This window comes from Arthrobacter sp. SLBN-83 (genome assembly GCF_006715285.1).
Lineage (GTDB): Bacteria > Actinomycetota > Actinomycetes > Actinomycetales > Micrococcaceae > Arthrobacter.
Genome location: NZ_VFMX01000001.1, coordinates 3792993 through 3813353, shown reverse-complemented (window position 1 = coordinate 3813353; position 20361 = coordinate 3792993). Strand labels below are relative to the sequence as shown.

15 protein-coding genes are annotated in these 20361 nt (G+C 66.6%); 12 read left to right on the top strand and 3 right to left on the bottom strand.

Going from position 1 to position 20361, the window contains the following annotated elements:
- Positions 1–26: 26 nt before the first annotated feature.
- Positions 27–1406 (top strand): MFS transporter, encoded by a 1380-nt coding sequence (locus FBY30_RS17875; protein ID WP_142133929.1) that lies wholly within the window; start codon positions 27–29, stop codon positions 1404–1406.
- Here the strand turns inward: FBY30_RS17875 and FBY30_RS17870 are convergent.
- The 3 genes from FBY30_RS17870 to FBY30_RS17860 all read right to left on the bottom strand — a co-directional run bounded on the left by FBY30_RS17870 (position 1392) and on the right by FBY30_RS17860 (position 5848).
- Positions 1392–2657 (bottom strand): alpha/beta fold hydrolase, encoded by a 1266-nt coding sequence (locus FBY30_RS17870; RefSeq protein ID WP_142133928.1) that lies wholly within the window; start codon positions 2655–2657, stop codon positions 1392–1394. The genes FBY30_RS17875 and FBY30_RS17870 overlap by 15 nt on opposite strands.
- Positions 2658–2721: 64 nt before the next feature.
- Entirely contained in the window at positions 2722–3228 is a 507-nt protein-coding gene (locus FBY30_RS17865; RefSeq protein ID WP_142133927.1) for a GNAT family N-acetyltransferase, read from the bottom strand.
- A gap of 76 nt (positions 3229–3304) precedes the next feature.
- Positions 3305–5848 (bottom strand): DEAD/DEAH box helicase, encoded by a 2544-nt coding sequence (locus tag FBY30_RS17860; protein WP_142133926.1) that lies wholly within the window; start codon positions 5846–5848, stop codon positions 3305–3307.
- Positions 5849–5945: 97 nt separating this feature from the next.
- Here FBY30_RS17860 and FBY30_RS17855 point away from each other — a divergent pair, with 97 nt between their 5' ends.
- The 11 genes from FBY30_RS17855 to whiA all read left to right on the top strand — a co-directional run bounded on the left by FBY30_RS17855 (position 5946) and on the right by whiA (position 20334).
- Positions 5946–6728, top strand: coding sequence for a trans-aconitate 2-methyltransferase (locus FBY30_RS17855; protein WP_142133925.1), 783 nt, complete (start codon positions 5946–5948; stop codon positions 6726–6728).
- Between the two features lie 139 nt (positions 6729–6867).
- The gene (locus FBY30_RS17850; protein ID WP_235009482.1) at positions 6868–8622 is read left to right on the top strand and encodes an ABC transporter ATP-binding protein; all 1755 of its coding nucleotides are present in this window, start codon (positions 6868–6870) and stop codon (positions 8620–8622) included.
- The gene (locus FBY30_RS17845) at positions 8619–10445 is read left to right on the top strand and encodes an ABC transporter ATP-binding protein (RefSeq protein ID WP_442858288.1); all 1827 of its coding nucleotides are present in this window, start codon (positions 8619–8621) and stop codon (positions 10443–10445) included. The genes FBY30_RS17850 and FBY30_RS17845 overlap by 4 nt, the downstream gene beginning before the upstream one ends.
- Positions 10442–10822: a GntR family transcriptional regulator gene (locus FBY30_RS17840; protein ID WP_142133923.1), complete on the top strand. Its 381-nt coding sequence runs from the start codon at positions 10442–10444 to the stop codon at positions 10820–10822. The genes FBY30_RS17845 and FBY30_RS17840 overlap by 4 nt, the downstream gene beginning before the upstream one ends.
- 47 nt (positions 10823–10869) lie before the next feature.
- A complete protein-coding gene (gene uvrA, locus FBY30_RS17835) occupies positions 10870–13794 on the top strand; it encodes an excinuclease ABC subunit UvrA (RefSeq protein ID WP_142133922.1) in 2925 nt (974 codons plus the stop codon).
- Positions 13795–13873: 79 nt separating this feature from the next.
- Positions 13874–14590 carry an HAD hydrolase-like protein gene (locus FBY30_RS17830; RefSeq protein WP_142133921.1) on the top strand — a complete coding sequence of 239 codons (717 nt, stop codon included), beginning with the start codon at positions 13874–13876 and terminating at the stop codon, positions 14588–14590.
- A complete protein-coding gene (locus FBY30_RS17825) occupies positions 14577–15245 on the top strand; it encodes a lysophospholipid acyltransferase family protein (protein ID WP_142133920.1) in 669 nt (222 codons plus the stop codon). Before FBY30_RS17830 ends, FBY30_RS17825 begins: the two co-directional genes overlap by 14 nt.
- 44 nt (positions 15246–15289) lie before the next feature.
- A complete protein-coding gene (uvrC, locus tag FBY30_RS17820; protein ID WP_142133919.1) occupies positions 15290–17335 on the top strand; it encodes an excinuclease ABC subunit UvrC in 2046 nt (681 codons plus the stop codon).
- A 66-nt stretch (positions 17336–17401) separates the two neighbouring features.
- Complete coding sequence (gene rapZ, locus FBY30_RS17815) at positions 17402–18325, top strand: RNase adapter RapZ (protein WP_142133918.1); 924 nt, start codon at positions 17402–17404, stop codon at positions 18323–18325.
- Positions 18325–19344, top strand: a complete 1020-nt coding sequence (locus FBY30_RS17810) for a gluconeogenesis factor YvcK family protein (RefSeq protein ID WP_142133917.1) — start codon at positions 18325–18327, stop codon at positions 19342–19344. Before rapZ ends, FBY30_RS17810 begins: the two co-directional genes overlap by 1 nt.
- A gap of 9 nt (positions 19345–19353) precedes the next feature.
- On the top strand, positions 19354–20334 hold the full coding sequence (whiA, locus tag FBY30_RS17805) for a DNA-binding protein WhiA (RefSeq protein WP_142133916.1): 981 nt from the start codon (positions 19354–19356) through the stop codon (positions 20332–20334).
- Positions 20335–20361 lie beyond the last annotated feature (27 nt).

The following is a 20361-nucleotide window of genomic DNA, read 5'->3' as shown; positions in this document are numbered from 1 at the left end:
CTCCGGCACGGGTCTATGCTCGGAACATGGCCCGCACACTTGTGACGGATCGGGGCGCGCGCCAAGTGCAGCAGCGCACCATTGTGCTCTTGAGCGCGGCCCAGGTGTTCGGTGGACTCGGGACGGGTTCAACCGTGTCCATCGGCTCCATCCTGGCCGTCGAACTCTCGGGGTCCAGTGCATGGGCGGGATCCGTTGCCACCGTCATTACCCTCGGGGCGGCAGCCGCAGCGCTGCCGCTGGCATCCCTGGCCGAACGGCGTGGCCGCCGCATGGGTCAGGTGGCCGGCCTGTCCGCTGCCTTGGCGGGCGCGGTGCTCATGGTCCTGGCAGTGATATCCGGTTCCTTCGTCCTGCTGGTCCTGGGAGCGGCAGGCATCGGCGTGGGAACGGCCGCGAGCTTGCAGGCCAGGTTTGCCGCCGTCGATCTCGCTGCCTCCGAGCATCGTGGCCGGGCGCTTTCCACGGTCGTCTGGGCGGTCACCGTCGGCGCCGTTGCCGGGCCCAATCTCATCCAGCCCGGTACGGCCGTGGGAACCGCACTGGGCCTGCCGCCCATCGCAGGACCCTTCGTGATCTCCGCGGCCGGGCTCCTGACGGCCACCGTGCTCGTGTTCGCCGGCCTTCGCCCCGACCCGCTGCTGCTGGCACGCGAACTTGCAGCTGCCGGCAAGAACGTCGTCACGGACCACCTCGAGGCCCTGCACACCGGCGGCCCTGCGTCTGATCTCTCCGGGCGGGGCGTCCCCGCCGCGCCACCAGCCGTCGGAGGCTCCCTTGGCCGTGGGCTACGGGCCATCCGCAGTTCGCGGACGGCGCTGCTGGCCGTGACCGGAATCGTCGCCGCCCATGCCGTGATGGTGGGTGTGATGTCCATGACTCCGCTGCACCTGCAGCACCTCGTGGAGGCGCCCGGTCCGCATAGTGGACATGCCGAGGGTGACGTGCTGGTCATCATCGGCTTCACCATTTCGCTGCACATTGCCGGGATGTTCGCGCTCTCCCCGGTCATGGGCTGGCTGACAGACAGGGCAGGCCGGATCGAAACCATCATGATCGGCTTCACGGTGCTGGTGGCCGCGGTCGCGATTGCCGGATTCGGGCAGTCCTCAACCGCCGCCGTAGCCATCGGGCTGGTCCTGTTGGGGGTGGGCTGGTCTGCAGCCACCATCTCTGGGTCCACGCTGCTGGCTGACAGCGTCGGGCGGGACGCCAAGGTGGCGGTGCAGGGCGTCTCCGACATGCTGATGGGCGCCGCGGGAGCGCTGGGCGGCGCGTTGTCCGGACTGGTCCTGGGCTACGCCGGCTACCTGGGCCTGAACCTCCTGGGCGGAACCATCGGCGCCGCTGTCCTGGCCGCCGCCGTCGTCACCCGGACGTCGCACCGGCAGTCAGCGGCCGCTTGACCGGGCCATTCCCAGCAGGCGGGCGAAGATCCTCTCACCGTCATCTGCAATTCCGTCGTGATGGAAGTCGGCGGTCTCCCAGACCTGCAGGCCGTGCACTGCTGCCGCGGTGCGCAGGGAGAGGTCCCGGTCCACGTAGATGTCGTCCGAGTACACTGCCGCCGCGACGGGGACGGTGTTGCCGGCAAGCATTTGGGAATCGTAGAGCGGTTGCCAATCCTGCTTGCAGGCCAGCAGCTCCGCGACCTCCCGCAACGGCTGGAGGGCCGGGTCCTGCTCGAAGTACCACGGGTAGACCATCTCGCCGGTCAGCAGCAGCGGTTCGGCGTCCGGCCTGAACCACGGGTTCTCGGCGAGCATCCGCCAGGCGGACCAATTGGTGGCCTGCCCTTGGCCGTAGATGGATTCGTGCATCAGGGCATAAAGCGGGTTGGAGCGGCGGGAAACGACACCCTGGAGCTGCTCCAGGAACGTGTCCGAAAGCCTTGGGCCGCCGGCGGTCTCCACGAAGGCGTCTTCCAGCAGGTAGTGGAGGCTGTCCACCCGGGTGTTGCCGCCCAGGAATGCCCCTGCCATCTGGAACCGTTCCACGGTCAGGGGGCCGCCGTCGGGCATTAACTCGGTTGTTGAGCGCAGGTGGCGGGCAATCCGCTCCACCGTATCGCGGTCCTCCGGATACCAGCCGAAGTACTCCTCGTTCCGTGCCGCCACGCGCTGGTAGGTGGCCCGGTACACGCCGTCCGCGCTGCCGGTGAGCGGCGCAAGGCCGCCGGTGATGAGCACTTCACGCAGTCCCTCCGGTGCGAAGGACAGGTACGTCAGGGCGCAAAAGCCGCCGTAGCTTTGCCCGTAGATGGTCCAGGGGCCGGAACCAAGGGCCGTGCGGATCAGCTCCGCGTCCGCCACGATTGAGTCTGCCCGGAAATGTTCCAGGTAGGCGGCCTGCGCGGATGCGGTTCCACGGCCGGGCAGGGTGGTGCGGTCGAGGGGAGTGGAGAGTCCGGTGCCACGCTGGTCCAGCATCAGGATCCGGAAGTCCTGCGCCGCGGCCTTGCTCCAGCCGCCCAGGGAACCCCACCTGTTCCCGCGTCCGCCGGGGCCGCCCTGCAGGAACAGGAGCCACGGCAGCGCGCCGGCCGCCTCCTCGCTGTGTGCCGCGGAGACATACTCGCGTGCGAAAACGGTGATGGACTCGCCGGAAGGCTCCGAATGGTCCAGCGGGACCGTGAAGTAGTGCTCCACGGTGCGCATGCCGCGAAATTCGTGCCTGGCCCTGACCTCGTGCCGGACCGCTGCGGCAGGGCCCCGCCGCACGTCAACCACGGGCGGGAGCCGGGAGGGAGGCTGTCCGGCCGAACATATCCAGCGCCTCGCCGGTGAGCCGGAAGGTGGACCAGCCGTCCATGGGCCGGGCTCCGAGGCGGCGGTAGAAATTGATGGACGGTTCGTTCCAGTCCAGCACGCTCCAGTCCACCCGGGCGTAGCCGTTCTCGACGGCGATCGCGGCAAGGTGCTGCAGCAGCGCCTTGCCGTGCCCATCGCCGCGCGCTTCCGGGCTGACGTACAGGTCCTCCAGGTAGATCCCGTGCACGCCCTCCCAGGTGGAGTAGTTCAGGGACCACAGTGCGAAGCCCTGCACGTCCCCCGCGTCATCTTCAGCCATGGCAGCGAACACGCGGGGGTTGTCGCCAAAGAGCGCCTGGTCCAGCAGCTCGGGCGTGTTCCGGACAGCGTCGGGTTCCTTTTCGTAATGAGCCAGTTCGTGGATCATGCGGAGGATGGCGGGGACGTCATGCCGGGTTGCGGGGCGGATTACACTCATGGTTCGAGCTTACCGCCGGCACCGGCACGGCCACCGCAGGACCGTGGAGAGCCCGCGGGAGCGCAAGTAGCCCCCGTCAGAGGCGGTTTACCTCCGTCACTCTGACCATGGCCGTTCCGGTCGCATCGGACTCCGCCAGGTCCACCTCGGCCGAGATTCCCCAGTCGTGGTTGCCCGCCGGATCGTCGAAGATCTGGCGAACTTTCCAGGTCCCGGGTTCCTCGGTGATCATCAGCAGGCCGGGGCCGCGGGCGTCGGGACCCGTCCCAATGTCGTCGTGTTCGTCGAAGTAGTCGTCCAGCGCGTCCTCCCAGCGGTCGGCACCCCAGCCGGAGCCGCCGTCGAGCTCGCCCAGAGCCGCGGAGTCCTCGTCGGCGAACAACTCCACGCGGCGGAACATCTCATTGCGCACCATCACCCGGAAGGCGCGGATGTTGGAGGTGAGGGAGGGCGGCGGGGGCGGCGGTGCGTCGTGCGGCGTCGGAGCGGCGCCGGAGGCCAGTTCCTCCCACTCGTCCAGAAGACTGGAATCCACCTGCCGCACCAGCTCGCCCAGCCATGCGGTCAGGTCCGCCAGGTCCTCCCGGAGCATGTCCTGCGGAACGGTCTGGCGCAGCGCCTTGAAGGCGTCGGCGAGGTACCGCAGTACGATGCCTTCAGAGCGCGCCAGGCCGTAGAACTGGACGAATTCGCCGAAGTTCATGGCCCGTTCGTACATGTCGCGGACCACCGACTTGGGTGCCAGCTCAAAGTCGCCCACCCACGGCGCGGCTTTCCGATACACCTCGAACGCCTCACCCAGGATCTCCGCCAACGGCTGGGGGTAGGTCACCTCATCCAGCATGGCCATTCGCTGGTCGTAGTCGATGCCGTCGGCTTTCATGGCGGCCACAGCTTCGCCGCGGGCCTTCTTTTGCTGTGCGGAGAGGATCTGGCGGGGTTTCTCCAGGGTCGCCTCGATCACGGACACCACGTCCAGGGCGTACGACGGCGACTCCGGATCGAGCAGGTCAAGTGCGGCAAGTGCAAAGGGGGAGAGCGGCTGGTTCAGGGCGAAGTTCGGCTGCAGGTGGACGGTCAGCCGGACAGTCCGGCCGTCGGGACCCTGTTCCTCCGGCGGAATCCGCTCGATGACCTCGGCGGCCAGCAGTTCCCGGTAGATGCCCAGCGCCTTCTTCATCAGCCGCAGCTGGTTGGGGCGCGGCTCGTGGTTCTCGGTGAGCAGACGCCGGGCCGCCGCGAACGGGTCGCCGGGCCGTTCCATCAGGTTCATAAGCATGGCGTGCGTCACCGTGAAACTCGACGTCAACGGGTCCGGGACAGACTCCACCAGCCGGTTGAAGGTCGGTTCGCCCCAGGACACGAAACCCTCCGGCGGTTTCTTCTTCACCACCTGGCGGAGCTTCTTCTGGTCGTCGCCGAACTTGGCGGTGGCCTTGGCCATCGCCTTGACGTTCTCGATCACGTGCTCGGGCGCCTGCACCACCACCGTCCCGGCGGTGTCGTAGCCAGCGCGGCCGGCCCGCCCCGCAATCTGATGGAACTCGCGTGAGTTAAGCAGCCGCGTGCGGACGCCGTCGTACTTGCTCAAGGCCGTGAGCAGCACCGTCCGGATCGGCACGTTGATGCCCACGCCCAGCGTGTCCGTACCGCAAATCACCTTCAGCAGTCCCGCCTGTGCCAGCTGCTCCACCAACCGGCGGTACTTGGGCAACATGCCGGCGTGGTGCACGCCGATTCCGTGGCGCACCAGCCTGTTCAGCGTCTTCCCGAACCCAGCCGCAAACCGGAAGTTGGCGATCAGCTCCGCGATCTTGTCCTTTTCCTCCCTGGTGCACACGTTGATGCTCATCAGGTTCTGGGCGCGGTCGATCGCTTCGAGCTGGCTGAAGTGCACCACGTAGACAGGCACCTGCTTGGTGGACAGCAGCTCCTCCAGGGTCTCGTGGACGGGAGTCTGGTGGTAGTAGTAATGCAGCGGAATGGGCCGCTCCGCCGAGCTCACCGTGGTGGTGGCGCGGCCGGTCAACGCGGTCAGCCCCTCCTCGAACCGGGTCACGTCGCCCAGGGTGGCGGACATGAGCAGGAACTGTGCCTGCGGCAGCTCCAGGAGGGGGACCTGCCAGGCCCAGCCGCGCTGGGGGTCGGAGTAGAAGTGGAACTCGTCCATAATTACGGCGCCCAGTTCCGCCGCCGGGCCTTCCCGCAGCGCGATGTTTGCCAGGATCTCTGCCGTGCAGCAGATGATGGGCGCGTCCTGGTTGACCCCGGAGTCGCCGGTGATCATGCCTACGTTCTCTGCGCCGAAAATGTCGCAAAGGGCGAAGAACTTTTCGGATACCAAAGCTTTGATGGGTGCCGTGTAGTAGCTTCGCCGGCCCTGGGCCATGGCTTGGAAGTGCGCCGCGATGGCCACCAGCGACTTCCCGGACCCGGTGGGCGTCGCCAGGATGACGTTGGCGCCGGTTGCGAGCTCCATGATGGCCTCGTCCTGCGCCGGGTACAGTGACAGCCCGCGGCTCTCCGTCCACTCCACAAACCGGGTGTAAAGGGCGTCGGGGTCGACGGGGTCGGCTTGCCTGGGGGTGGACAGATCGCTCAGCTGGTCAACGAGTTTCATTGAGTTCAACCTTAGTGCCACGTTGCGGAGGGACCGGGCGCTCCTGCCGGGTTAGGCTACGGCTTGCCCGTGTGCGCGTCAGAATCTGGAGATATTCATGAAATGGGACCCCGCAAAGTATGCCGAGTTTGGCGACTACCGGAACAGGCCGTTCTTCGACCTCACAGCCCGGATCCATGCGGAGGGGCCGGCGCACGTGGTGGACCTTGGGTGCGGGCCCGGGAACCTCACGGCAACCCTGGCCGAACGCTGGCCGGACGCGCGTGTGGTTGGCCTGGACTCGTCCGCGGAGATGCTGGCAAAGGCCGCCCCGCTGGCGGCGAAGATTCCCGCCCTGGCATTTGAGCAGGCGGACATTGCCGACTGGATGCCCGGTCCCGGGACCGACGTCGTGGTGAGCAACGCCGCCCTGCAGTGGGTCCCGGGCCACCAGGACCTCATGCGGAAGTGGCTCGAAGCCCTCCGGCCAGGCGCCTGGTTTGCCATGCAGGTGCCGGGGAACTTCAACGCACCGTCGCACGCCCTGATGCGGGAACTGGCAGCGTCGGAACTATGGGCGCCGAAGCTGGACGGGGTGCTGCGGGGCGGGGAAACAGTGGGGGAGCCCGGAGACTACCTGGGCATCCTGCTCGACGCCGGCTTCGCGGCGGATGCATGGGAAACCAGCTACCAGCAGGTGCTGCATGGCCAGGACCCGGTGCTGGCTTGGGTCAGGGGCACCGCGCTCCGCCCGGTCATGGCCGCCCTCAGCGAGGACGACGCCATGCGCTTCGAATCCGAGTACGCCGCCGCCCTGCGGGACGCCTATCCCCAAGGCGCGCACGGCACGGTCTTCCCCTTCCGCCGGATCTTCGCAGTAGGGCGCAAGGCTGCGGGCTGATAGTTTTCAACACTGTCACACGCCGTGACAGTGATGAAAAGTGATGTGGCTTACAATGGCGTCTGTGGTTTAGGGGTCAAGCCGCTGGCCCCCACTTCGGCCAAACGCACATACAGGGGGTATTTTGCTGGTCGGACTCATGAAGCGGCAGCTTGCGGGCCAATACGCGCAGGTCGGCGCCATCGTCTTCCTTCAGTTGGTCCAGGCGGCGGCGAACCTGCTGCTGCCAACGGTGAACGCAGCCATCATCGATGACGGCATCGTCGCCGGAAGGCCTGAGGTGATCTCGCGGCTCGGAGTGCTCATGGCCGTTATCGCCGTGGTGCAGGCCGCCTCGGCCGTTGCCGCGGGCTACCTCGGCGCCGTGGTGGCCATGAGGATCGGGCACCGCCTGCGGGCGGAGGTGTTCACCAGGATCCAGTCGCTGTCCTCGCAGGACGTGGCCCTGTTCGGAACCCAAAGCCTGACCACCCGCGCAACGAACGATGTCCAACAGGTCCAGGCATTTGCAGTGCTGGTCTTCACGATGCTCTTCGCCGGTCCGGCCATGGGCATCGGAGGGATCGTACTTGCCGTGCAGCAGGACGTGGCGCTCTCCGTGGTGGTGATTGTCATCGTGCCCCTGCTCCTGCTGATTATGTACCTGATCGTCCGCCGGCTGATCCCGCTCTACCGGGAAGGCCAGGACCTGCTGGACCGGTCCGGCGGCATCCTCCGCGAGCAGATCATTGGCGTGGACGTCATCCGCGCCTTTGTCCGGCAGGGCCACGAAGCGCGGCGGTTCGCGGCGACCAACGCGGGCCTGACGGCCAACAACCTGCAGTCGGCGCTCCTGGTGGCCGGGATGCTGCCGATGATCATGCTGGTGGTCAATATCAGTTCGGTCGCGGTCGTTTGGTTCGGCGGACACCGTATCCAGGCCGGACTGATGAACCTCGGGGCGCTCACCGCGTTCATCGCCTACATCATGCAGATCCTGCTCGCGATCATGATGTCGATGTACGTCCTCATGACGGCGCCCCGCGCCGCCGTCTGCGCCGAACGGATCCAGGCGGTCCTCGTCACCGAGCCGTCCGTCAGCAGTGCGGCGCAGCCGCACCCCGGTTTGGACCGCCCCCGTTTGGACCACCCCCGTCTGGACCCGGCCCGGCCGGCGGCGCTGACGTTCCAGGACGTTGGCTTTTCCTATCCGGGCGCAGAAGCCCCCGTGCTGGCCGGCATCAGTTTTACCGCCGTTCCCGGTACCACCACCGCGATTGTTGGCTCCACGGGCAGCGGCAAGACCACCCTGCTCAATCTGGTTCCGCGGTTCCTTGACCCCACCGAGGGGCGGATCATGCTGGCCGGCCAGGACATCCGGAACCTGCCCCTGGACCAGCTCCGCGCCGCCATGGCCATCGTGCCCCAGCACTCCCACCTGTTCACCGGAACCATCGCCGAGAACCTAAGGATGGGCGCCCCGGACGCAGCGGACGAGGAACTGTGGGCCGCCCTCGAGGCAGCACAGACTATGCGCTTCATGCGTGACCTCCCGCTGGGGCTTGCCACCCCTGTTGGCCAGGGCGGCGCCAGCCTGTCGGGCGGGCAGCGGCAAAGGCTCTGCATTGCCAGGGCCCTGCTGCGCAAGGCGCCCCTCTATCTCTTCGATGACAGCTTTTCGGCGTTGGACTACGACACGGACACCAGGCTGCGGCAGGCCCTGGACCAGCAGCTCGCCGCTGCAACCACCATCCTGGTTGCTGAGCGGATTTCCGCCGTGGAGGACGCAGAGCTCATATTGGTGCTCGACGACGGTGGGCTCGTGGCGCAGGGGACGCACCAGGAGCTGCTGGAAACCTCAGCCACCTACCGGGAGATTGCCGAGTCCCAGCTTGCGTTGGACGGCACGCTGTGACGGCCGCGGAGGAAGGCGGGGAAGCGGAGCAGGGGTTTTGGCCGACTGCCGGCAGGCTCCTGGGACTCCTGCGCCCCTTCCGGCTGCACATGCTGGGGGCAGTGGCGGCTACCTGCGCGTTCGCGGGGCTCAACGTTGCCGCCCCAAAGTACCTGGGTGATGCCACCGATGTGGTGGTAGAGGGCATCTTCGAAGGCGCCCTGGACCAGCGCCTCGGAATCCTGCTGGCCGCCGTGGCCACGATGTACGTCTTCGCCTCCCTGTTTAACTGGGTGCAGGGCGCGCTGACAGCCCGCGCCGTGCAGGGCCTCATGTACGGCCTGCGCGCCTCGGTCGAGGACAAACTTTACCGCCTTCCCTCCACCTACTTCCGGGAACGATCCCGGGGTGACGTCCTCAGCCGGGCCACCAACGACATCGACAACATCGCGCAGGCCCTCAACCAGGTCCTGACCCAGCTCATCGTGTCGGTGCTGATGCTGTTCGGTTCTTTGGCCATGATGCTGTGGATCTCGCCGCTGCTTGCAGCCATTGCCGTTGCCACCGTTCCCATCTCCACCTGGATCACTTTCCTGGTGGCCCGCCGGTCGCAGGAGCACTTCGCCGTGCAGTGGAAGGAGACCGGCGAACTCAACGCCCACGTGGAGGAATTCGTCAGCGGGCACGAGGTCATCAAGGCTTTCGGCCGGCAGGGACATGCGGAGGAGGTCTTCCGCCACAGCAACGGGCGCCTGGCACGGGCAGCTGCCAAAGCCCAGTACTCGGCGGGGGTGGTCCAGCCGCTGATGGTGCTGATGTCCAACCTCAACTACATAGCGGTTGCAGTGGTGGGAGCCCTGCAGGTCATCGCGGGAGCCATGACCATCGGGGGCGTCCAGGCCTTCATCCAGTTCAGCCGGTTGTTCACCCAGCCGGTGGGCCAGATCGGGGGGCTCCTCAATGTCATGCAGTCCTGCGCGGCGTCCGCGGGCAGGGTTTTCGTCCTCCTGGATGCACGTGAGGATCCCCATGAGCCAACCCTGCAGGAGCAGGATGGGCGGCCTTCCATTGCCCCGGCCGGAGGCCCCATCGTTTTCCAGGACGTCACGTTTGGCTACCCCGGCTCCGTCCCCGCGGTCCGCAACCTCACCTTCACGGTGGAACCGGGTCAGTCGGTGGCAATCGTGGGACACACCGGCGCAGGCAAGAGCACCGTGGTGAATCTGCTGATGCGGTTCCTGGAGCCCACGTCCGGCCGGATCACCATGGGCGGAACAAACATCGCGGACATCCCCCGGGACCACCTTCGTTCCCGGTTTGGCGTGGTGCTGCAGGATTCCTGGCTTTTCGCGGGCACCATCCGCGACAACATCGCCTACGGCCGGCCCGACGCCCCGGATGCCGCCATTGTGGCCGCCGCAGAGGCCACCCATGCCGACCGCTTCATCAGGTCCCTGCCGCACGGCTACGACACAGTCCTGGAAAACGGCGGGGAGCCACTTAGCCAGGGCCAGCGGCAACTCCTCACCATCGCCAGGGCCCAGCTCGCCGGGCGCTCCGTTCTGGTCCTTGACGAAGCAACCAGTTCGGTGGACTCCAGGACTGAGTTGCTCATCCGCCAGGCGATGCAGCGGCTCCGCCACGGACGGACAAGCTTCGTGATCGCCCACCGTTTGTCCACCATCCGTAACGCTGATCTAATTCTCGTCATGGACCACGGACGCATCGTCGAGCAGGGCACGCATGCAAGCCTCCTTGCCGCCACCAGCTACTACGCCAGGCTGTACAATGCCCAGTTTGCAGAACGCGACGGCAAGGCCGGCGCCTTGGAGGGCGGCCTGTGAAAGCTGCTGCCGACTTTCCCGGGTCCTGGCGGCCCAACCAGGCCAGCAGCGTAGCGCTCTTCGAGCAGCTTCGGCTGCAGGTCATCCACCTGGCGGACAGCGGTGCACTGGCGCCCGGCACCAGGCTCCCCGCGGTGCGGGCCCTCGCGGAACAACTCGACGTCGCCCCCCACACGGTGGCCAGGGCCTACAAGGAGCTGGAGGCGGCCGGCGTCGTCGCCACCCGTGGCCGCAACGGCACCGTGGTTTGTGCCCGTGATGAGCGGCTGGGAGGCCTCTCCGACGCCGCGGCCGCGTATGCCGCCGTCGCAAAATCCCAAGGCGCCAGCTTCGCCGAAGCGGTGAAGCTGCTGGCCGCGGCATACGATGTTCCCTGAGGGCGGAACGGTCAGTGTTCGAAAAAGTTTTCGATTAGCATTATGGGGTGCCTAAAGCCTTAGCTGAAGAAACCCCTGCCCCCTCCGCTTCCCTCGCCGTACGCTCAGCGGCCGCCCTGGAGCGCCCCGACCTCTCCCGCCTCGTGGTGAAGGGTGCGCGGGAGCACAACCTGCGCAACGTGGACCTCGACCTGCCGCGCGATGCCATGATCGTCTTCACCGGCCTCTCCGGATCCGGCAAGTCGTCCCTGGCGTTCGACACCATCTTCGCCGAGGGCCAGCGGCGCTACGTCGAATCACTCTCCGCTTATGCACGCCAGTTCCTGGGCCAGGTGGACAAGCCCGACGTCGATTTCATCGAGGGACTCTCCCCGGCGGTCTCCATCGACCAGAAATCCACCAGCAAGAACCCCCGCTCCACGGTGGGCACCATCACCGAGATTTACGACTACATGCGCCTGCTCTGGGCGCGCGTCGGCCGGCCGCACTGCCCCGTTTGTGGCGAACCGGTGTCCAAGCAGACCCCGCAGCAAATTGTCGACCAGCTCCTTGAACTCGACGAAGGCACGCGCTTCCAGGTTTTGGCCCCCGTGGTGCGCGGACGCAAGGGGGAGTTCGTCGACCTCTTCAAGGACCTCAGCGCCAAGGGCTACTCGCGGGCACGCGTGGACGGCAACCTCGTCCAGCTGAGCGATCCGCCCAAGCTCGGCAAGCAGTTCAAGCACACCATCGAGGTGGTGGTGGACCGCCTGGTGGTCAAGGAAGGGATCAGCCAGCGGCTGACCGATTCCATCGAGACCGCCCTGGGACTGGCCGAGGGCCGCGTCCTGGCGGAGTTCGTTGACGTTGATGCGGACGCTCCGGAGCGGATCCGGGCGTTCTCTGAAAACCTCGCCTGCCCCAACGAGCACCCCCTCGCCATCGACGAGATCGAGCCCCGCTCCTTCTCCTTCAACAACCCCTTCGGCGCCTGCGCGGCCTGCAGCGGCATCGGCACCCGGCTGGAGGTGGATGAGGAACTCATCGTTCCCAACCCGGAACTGTCCCTGTCCGAGGGCGCCATCGCACCCTGGTCCATGGGAACGGCCACCACGGAGTACTGGAACCGGCTCCTGGAGGGCCTGGCCAAGGAAGTCGGCTTCTCCATGACCACGCCGTGGGAGAAGCTGGGCAAGGACGTGCGCCAGATCGTCCTGCACGGCAAGGACCACAAGGTAGTGGTGCAGTACCGCAACCGCTTTGGCCGTGAACGCAAGTACAGCACCGGGTTCGAAGGTGCCATCCAGTACGTCCACCGCAAGCACGGCGAGACCGATTCCGACTGGGCGCGCGACCGCTACGAAGAGTACATGCGGCAGGTACCCTGCCCCGCGTGCAACGGCGCCCGCCTCAACCCGGCCTCCCTGTCCGTCCTGATCAACGGCAAGTCCATCGCCGAGGTTGCCGCCCTTCCCATGCGGGAATGCGCAGACTTCCTTAACAACCTGGTGCTGACCGGGCGCGAAGCCCAGATCGCCCACCAGGTCCTCAAGGAGATCCAGGCCCGGCTGACCTTCCTCCTGGACGTCGGACTGGAGTACCTCAATCTGGAGCGGCCCTCGGCCACCCTTTCCGGCGGCGAAGCCCAGCGCATCCGCCTGGCCACCCAGATCGGCTCCGGCCTGGTTGGGGTCCTCTATGTCCTCGACGAACCCTCCATTGGCCTGCACCAGCGCGACAACCGCCGGCTGATCGAAACCCTCACCCGGCTTCGCGACATGGGAAACACCCTGATCGTCGTGGAGCACGACGAGGACACCATCCACGTGGCCGACTGGATCGTGGACATCGGACCCGGCGCCGGCGAGCACGGCGGCCAGGTGGTCCACTCCGGCACATACGAGGAACTGCTGGACAACAGGGAATCGCTGACCGGCGACTACCTGTCCGGCCGCAAGGCCATCGAGGTACCCAAGAAGCGCCGCAAGTATGATAAGAAACGCGAGATCAAGGTCGTGGGCGCCCGGGAGAACAACCTCGTGAACGTCGATGCCGCCTTCCCTCTGGGCCTCTTCACCGCGGTGACCGGCGTGAGCGGTTCGGGCAAGTCGACGCTCGTGAATGAGATCCTCTACAAGGTCCTGGCGAACAAGCTCAACGGCGCCAAGCAGGTAGCCGGGCGGCACAAGACGGTCCAGGGCCTGGAGCACCTGGACAAGGTGGTGCACGTCGACCAGAGCCCCATCGGCCGGACCCCGCGGTCCAACCCGGCCACGTACACCGGCGTCTTCGACAACATCCGCAAGCTCTTCGCGGAAACCACTGAAGCCAAGGTGCGCGGCTACCTTCCGGGCCGCTTCTCCTTCAACGTCAAGGGCGGCCGCTGCGAGGCGTGTTCCGGTGACGGCACCCTGAAGATCGAGATGAACTTCCTGCCTGACGTTTACGTCCCCTGCGAGGTGTGCCACGGGGCCCGCTACAACCGGGAGACCCTGGAAGTGCACTACAAGGGCAAAACCATCGCGGATGTCCTCAACATGCCCATTGAAGAGGCCGCCGAATTCTTCGCGGCGTTCTCACCCATTGCGCGGCACCTGAACACCCTGGTGGACGTCGGACTGGGCTACGTGCGGCTGGGCCAGCCGGCCACCACCCTCTCCGGCGGCGAAGCGCAACGGGTCAAGCTCGCGGCGGAACTGCAAAAGCGCTCCAACGGACGCAGCATCTATGTCCTGGATGAGCCCACCACCGGCCTGCACTTCGAAGACATCCGCAAGCTGCTCATGGTCCTGCAGGGCCTGGTGGACAAGGGCAACACCGTGATCACCATCGAGCACAACCTGGATGTCATCAAAAGCGCGGACTGGCTGGTTGACCTCGGGCCTGACGGCGGTTCGGGCGGTGGCCAGATTGTTGCCGCTGGAACGCCGGAACAGGTGGCGAAGTCCAGCGCCAGCCACACCGGGAAGTTCCTCGCCGAAATACTGGGCTGAGCGAAGGAATTACAAGAGAAGTATTCCTCGCCGGGAATGCGAGTTTCAGGCACTCCTGCTGTCGTGAGAAACTAACCCGGTGACTTCAACAACAGTGCCCGTGATCTTTGACCTGGACGGCACTCTTGTCGACCCGGCCGGTGGAATAACCGGGGGGATTGCATCGGCCCTCCGCGGGCTGGGGCTCCCCGTTCCCGGCCAGGACCTGCTTGACTCGATGATCGGCCCCAAGCTGAGCGATTCACTGCTCAACGTGGCAAAGGTTCCGGCCGACCTCCTGGAAGAGGTGGTCCGCCGGTACCGGGAGTACTACGTCGCCACGGGCATCGCCCAGAGCCGGCTGTACCCGGGCATCCGCGAAATCCTCGAATCATTCGCAGAGGCTGGACGCCCCGTGGCCGTTGCTACCCAGAAACCGCAGCGGCTTGCCCATACGGTCCTGGCGCACCACGGCATCGACGGATTCTTCCACGGCATCCACGGCTCCGCGGACGACGAAACGTTGGTGGAAGGCGTCCCGCTGGGCAAGACGCAGATCATCGCCGCCGCCCTGCGTGACCTGGACACCCGGCACGCCATCATGGTGGGGGACCGAGCCCAGGACGTCTCCGGAGCGATCGCCAATGGACTGGACTGCATCGGGGTGGTCTGGGGCTTCGCGCCGGACGGCGAGCTGGAGGAAGCCGGCTCAGTGGCGGTTGTCAATACCGGCGAGGAACTCGTTGCCGTCATCGAGCGGCTCCAGGCGATCCACACTGCGGCCATGAGCGGGGTGAGCAACGATGGAAATGTTTGATGCCGTCCGCTGGACCACCCGCAACCTCATCGCCGGCACCTGCCGGCCCACCGTCGTCGGACTCGAAAACGTCCCTTCCGACGGCCCCTTCATCGTGGCACCCAACCACCTGTCCTTCTTCGACAGTGTGATCGTCCAGGCGCTGATGCCCCGGCCCGTCGCCTTCTTCGCCAAGGCCGAATACTTCACCACCGGCGGAGTTAAGGGCAGGGTCATGAAGGCCTTCTTCCAATCCGTGGGCTCCATCCCCGTGGAGCGCGGGGAACAGGCTGCCAGTGTGCAGGCCCTCAAGACCCTGCTGGACATCCTCGAAGCCGGGCGCGGCATCGGCATCTACCCGGAGGGCACCCGCTCCCGCGACGGCATCCTCTACCGGGGCCGTACAGGGGTCGGCTGGCTGGCGCTCACCACGGGGGCACCCGTGATTCCCGTAGGCCTGATCGGGACCGAGCAGCTTCAGCGCGCCGGCGAAAAAGGGGTCCGGCCCCAGCACTTCACGATGAAGGTGGGGGAGCCGCTGTACTTCGACAAGACAGGACCGGACCACTCCCTTCCCGCCCGCCGCGAAGTTACGGACCGGATCATGGACGCCATCGCCGAACTCAGCGGACAGGAACGTTCTGCCAGCTACAACCAGAGCAAGTCCACCGAATAGCCCGGCTGGCAAGGAGACCCGGCGCGACTCAGTAGACTTGATAGGTGGCAAATCCAGCAACTTACCGCCCAAAAACCGGTGAAATCCCCACCAACCCGGGCGTCTACCGGTTCCGTGATCCGCACGGCCGGGTCATTTATGTAGGCAAAGCCAAGAGCCTCCGGTCGCGGCTGAATTCCTATTTCGCCAACCCGGCCGGGCTGCTGCCCAAAACCTACGCGATGGTCCATGCGGCCAGCAGCGTCGAGTGGACCGTGGTGGGCAGCGAACTGGAATCGCTGCAGCTGGAATACACCTGGATCAAGGAGTTCAAGCCCCGGTTTAATGTGGTGTTCCGGGATGACAAGACGTATCCCTACCTCGCCGTGACCATGAGCGAGAAGTACCCCCGGGTGCAGGTGATGCGCGGCGACAAGCGGAAGGGGACCCGCTACTTCGGTCCCTACACAGCAGGGGCCATCCGGGAAACCATGGACACCCTGCTCCGCGTCTTCCCCGTCCGGAGCTGCAGCGCCGGCGTGTTCAAGCGCGCCGAGGCCAGCGGGCGGCCGTGCCTGCTGGGATACATCGACAAGTGCTCAGCACCCTGCGTCGGCCGGATCTCGCCGCAGGACCACAGGGCGCTGGCCGACGACTTCTGCGCCTTCATGGGCGGTGAAGCCACAAGGTTCATCAACAAGCTCGAGAAGCAAATGGGCGACGCCGTGGCGAAGCTCGACTATGAGCACGCAGCCAGGCTGCGGGACGATATCACGGCGCTGCGCAAGGTCTTCGAACGGAACGCAGTGGTCCTGGCCGAGGACACGGACGCCGACGTCTTCGCCCTTCATGAAGACGAACTCGAAGCGGCCGTCCAGGTGTTCCACGTCCGCGGCGGCAGGATCCGGGGCCAGCGCGGCTGGGTGGTGGAAAAGGTGGAGGACTTCAGCACCCCTGATTTGGTGGAGCACCTGCTCCAGCAGGTTTACGGCGAGGACGGCGATACCCACGGCCGGCTCCCGCGCGAGGTCCTGGTGCCCGTGGCGCCCAGCAATACGGAAGACCTGGCGAAGTGGCTGGCCGGCATCCGCGGCGCCAAGGTGGACATCCGGGTACCCCAGCGTGGGGACAAGGCGGCGCTGATGTCCACGGTGCGCGAGAACGCCGAGCACGCGCTGAGGCTCCACAAGACCCGGCGCGCGGGGGACATCACCGTCAGGTCCCAGGCCCTCCAGGAACTCCAGGAAGCCCTGGACCTGCCCGTGCCGCTGCTGCGGATCGAGTGCTTCGACGTTTCCCACGTGCAGGGCACCAACGTGGTGGCCTCCATGGTGGTGGTGGAGGACGGACTCCCCAAGAAGTCCGACTACCGCAAGTTCTCCATCACGGGTCCCGCGGCGGCCGATGACACCGCGGCCATGCACGACGTCCTGACCCGCCGTTTCCGCCACTACCTGCAGGACAAGTCCGCGCAGGTGGATGAGTCCGTCCTGGCGGCGGACGCGCTGGAAACGGACGGAGTGGCAGCGGACGGCCGGCTCGAGGATGTCCAGGCGGCCGAAACCGAAGCAGCCGCCCTGGACACCACCACCCCGGCGCCCAAGGCCAAATTCGCCTACCCGCCCAACCTGGTGGTTGTTGACGGCGGCCAGCCCCAGGTCAATGCCGCGGCCCGCGCCCTGAAGGACTTGGGTATCGATGATGTGTACGTCGTGGGCCTGGCCAAGCGCCTGGAGGAAGTGTGGCTGCCGGACAGCGACTTCCCGGTCATCCTGCCCCGCACCTCCCAGGGACTGTACCTGCTGCAGCGGATCCGTGACGAGGCGCACCGCTTCGCCATTACTTTCCACCGCCAAAAGCGCGGCAAGGCCATGACCGTTTCGGCGCTGGATGCCGTTCCCGGGCTGGGCGCCTCCAAGCGCAAGGCCCTGCTGGCGCACTTCGGCTCGGTCAAGGGCGTGAAGGCTGCCACCGCGGAAGAGCTCGCCCAGGCGAAAGGGATTGGCCCCGCACTGGCCAATGCCATCGTTAACCACTTCGCTGCCGACGGGCCCGAAGCGGTCACAGTGCCGGCCATCAACATGACTACCGGCGAAATCATTGAATCTTAGCTAGGGTAAAGGACGGGGCAGCGCCATCGCCGCCCATGGGGACAACGAGGAAACGGGGCAGGATTCATGGCAGACACGACGGCGGAATCCGGGGCCGGCCACGACGGGATGGAACCCGTCAAACCGGTCGAAGCGGAGCTGCTGGTGGTCACCGGAATGTCCGGCGCCGGACGAAGCACGGCCGCCGACGCCCTGGAGGACCACGGCTGGTATGTCGTGGAAAACCTGCCGCCGCAGATGCTGGGCACGCTGGCGGAACTCGTCTCGCACGCACCGCAGTCCATTCCCCGGCTGGCTGTGGTCATCGACGTCCGCAGCAAAGGCCTCTTTGCCGATATCCGTTCGGCGCTGCATGCACTTGCGGCAAGCGGGGTCACCTTCCGGGTCCTGTTCCTCGACGCAAGCGACAACGTCCTGGTCCGGCGGTTTGAACAGGGGCGCCGTCCGCACCCGCTGCAGGGCGGCGGACGCATCCTTGACGGTATTGCTGCAGAACGTGAACTGCTGCAGGAACTGCGCGACAGCTCCGACGTCGTCCTGGATACTTCCAACTACAACGTCCACGGCCTGGCCACCGCCATTACGGAACTGTTCAGCGAAACCGGCCCCGTCGCCCTGCGGCTCAACGTCATGAGCTTCGGCTTCAAGTACGGCCTGCCGGTGGACGCCAACTACGTGGCAGACGTCCGGTTCATCCCCAACCCGCACTGGGTGCCCCAGCTCCGCCCGCAGACGGGCCTGGACAAGGACGTCAGCGACTACGTGCTGGAGGCGGAAGGCGTCAAGAACTTCGTGGACCGCTACGTCCTGGCCCTGGAGCCGGTGCTGGAGGGGTACCGCAGGGAAAACAAGCACTACGCCACCATCGCCGTGGGCTGCACCGGCGGCAAGCACCGCTCGGTTGCAGTAGCCGTGGAACTTTCCAAGAAACTCGCGCAGTACCCGCGGGTCACGGTGACCACCGCGCACCGGGATCTGGGCCGCGAGTAATGGCCCTGTTCACCGGAGCCCTGCCCCTGGTGCCGCCGGCCGCTGGTAAGGGCTCGGGCCAGCAGGACAAGGGCCCCAATGTGGTGGCCCTGGGCGGCGGCCACGGCCTGGCGGCCTCGCTTTCGGCACTGCGGCTGCTCACCTCCGAGCTCACCGCGGTGGTCACGGTAGCGGACGACGGCGGTTCTTCCGGGCGTCTGCGCGAGGAGTACGGCGTCCTTCCGCCGGGAGACCTGCGCATGGCACTGTCCGCGCTCTGCGACGACACCGACTGGGGCCGGACCTGGCGCGATGTCATGCAGCACCGGTTCCGCGCCGGGAAGGGCCCCGGTGGCTCCCTGGACGAGCACGCCATGGGCAACCTGCTGATCGTGACGCTCTGGGAACTGCTGGGAGACGCCGTGGCAGGACTCAAGTGGGCCGGGGCCCTGCTCGGCGCCCGGGGGCAGGTCCTGCCCATGTCAACCGTTCCGCTCACCATCGAAGGCGATGTGCGCGTGGCCGCCCCGGACGGTGGCACCACCCTCCAGACCATCCGCGGCCAGGCGCGTTGTGCCGTGGCCGGCTCGCTGGAGGAAGTGCGGCTCCTTCCCAAGGCAGCCCCGGCGTGCACTGATGCCCTGACGGCCATCGAACTGGCGGACTGGGTGGTCCTGGGCCCCGGCTCCTGGTACACGTCGGTCCTGCCGCACCTGCTCCTCCCGGAGATGCGGCAGGCACTGTGCAGCACGCCTGCCAAGCGCTGCCTGACCATGAACCTTGCCACGGACACCAAGGAAACCACCGGCATGACGGCCGCGGACCACCTGCACGTCCTCCGGCGCTACGCCCCGGAGTTCAGCGTGGACGTGGTCCTGGCCGATCCCGCATCGGTGCCGGACCGGCAGGAGTTCGAGAAGGCTGCCGGCATGCTCGGAGCGGAAGTTGTCTTGGGTAAAGTAGGGGCGTCGGGACGCCGGCCCGTCCATGAGCCGCTTCGGCTGGCCACGGCGTACCAGGACATTTTTGGGAACAGTTAGGAAGGTGCCATGGCACTGACAGCATCAGTCAAGGAAGAACTGTCCCGTCTGGACATCAAGAAGTCATCAGTGCGCAAGGCTGAAGTCTCCGCAATGCTCCGGTTCGCCGGGGGACTGCACATCATCTCCGGCAGGATCGTCATCGAGGCGGAAGTGGACCTGGCATCCACTGCCCGCAGGCTCCGTGCCGCCATCGCCGAGGTCTACGGACACCAGAGCGAAATCATCGTGGTCTCCGCCGGCGGGCTCCGGCGCGCCAGCCGCTACGTGGTGCGCGTGGTCCGTGACGGCGAAGCGCTGGCACGCCAGACCGGCCTCCTGGACGGACGCGGCCGGCCCGTGCGCGGCCTGCCATCCGCCGTCGTCAATGGTTCAGCGGCGGACGCCGAGGCCGTGTGGCGCGGCGCCTTCCTGGCCCATGGCTCGCTCACCGAACCGGGGCGTTCGTCGTCGCTGGAGGTCACCTGCCCGGGACCCGAATCCGCCCTTGCCTTGGTGGGCGCCGCCCGCCGGCTGGACATCCAGGCCAAAGCGCGCGAGGTCAGGGGAGTGGACCGCGTGGTCATCCGGGACGGGGACACCATCGCCGCGCTCCTGACGCGCATGGGCGCCCATGACGCGCTGATGGTGTGGGAGGAACGCCGCATGCGCAAGGAGGTCAGGGCCACCGCCAACCGGCTTGCAAACTTCGATGACGCCAACCTGCGGCGCTCCGCGCAGGCCGCCGTGGCCGCCGGCGCACGCGTGGAACGGGCGCTGGAAATCCTGGGCGACGACGTTCCGGACCACCTGAAATACGCGGGCGAACTGCGGGTGGCCCACAAGCAGGCAAGCCTCGACGAGCTGGGCCGGCTGGCCGACCCCGTCATGACCAAGGATGCCATCGCCGGACGGATCCGCCGCCTGCTGGCCATGGCGGACAAGCGTGCGCTCGACCTGGGCGTTCCCGGGACGGACGCCAATGTGACGCCCGAAATGCTGGACGAGTAAGCGCCCCATAGAATCAGAAAGAATTCC

What these genes read in the sequence shown, in the direction of transcription:
- whiA (WP_142133916.1), top strand. Translation starts at nt 19,354, where the DNA reads ATGGCACTGACAGCATCAGTCAAGGAAGAACTGTCCCGTCTGGACATC.
- FBY30_RS17810 (WP_142133917.1), top strand. Translation starts at nt 18,325, where the DNA reads ATGGCCCTGTTCACCGGAGCCCTGCCCCTGGTGCCGCCGGCCGCTGGT.
- FBY30_RS17875 (WP_142133929.1), top strand. Translation starts at nt 27, where the DNA reads ATGGCCCGCACACTTGTGACGGATCGGGGCGCGCGCCAAGTGCAGCAG.
- FBY30_RS17855 (WP_142133925.1), top strand. Translation starts at nt 5,946, where the DNA reads ATGAAATGGGACCCCGCAAAGTATGCCGAGTTTGGCGACTACCGGAAC.
- rapZ (WP_142133918.1), top strand. Translation starts at nt 17,402, where the DNA reads ATGGCAGACACGACGGCGGAATCCGGGGCCGGCCACGACGGGATGGAA.
- FBY30_RS17870 (WP_142133928.1), bottom strand. Translation starts at nt 2,657, where the DNA reads ATGCGCACCGTGGAGCACTACTTCACGGTCCCGCTGGACCATTCGGAG.
- FBY30_RS17860 (WP_142133926.1), bottom strand. Translation starts at nt 5,848, where the DNA reads ATGAAACTCGTTGACCAGCTGAGCGATCTGTCCACCCCCAGGCAAGCC.
- FBY30_RS17825 (WP_142133920.1), top strand. Translation starts at nt 14,577, where the DNA reads ATGGAAATGTTTGATGCCGTCCGCTGGACCACCCGCAACCTCATCGCC.
- FBY30_RS17865 (WP_142133927.1), bottom strand. Translation starts at nt 3,228, where the DNA reads ATGAGTGTAATCCGCCCCGCAACCCGGCATGACGTCCCCGCCATCCTC.
- FBY30_RS17850 (WP_235009482.1), top strand. Translation starts at nt 6,868, where the DNA reads ATGAAGCGGCAGCTTGCGGGCCAATACGCGCAGGTCGGCGCCATCGTC.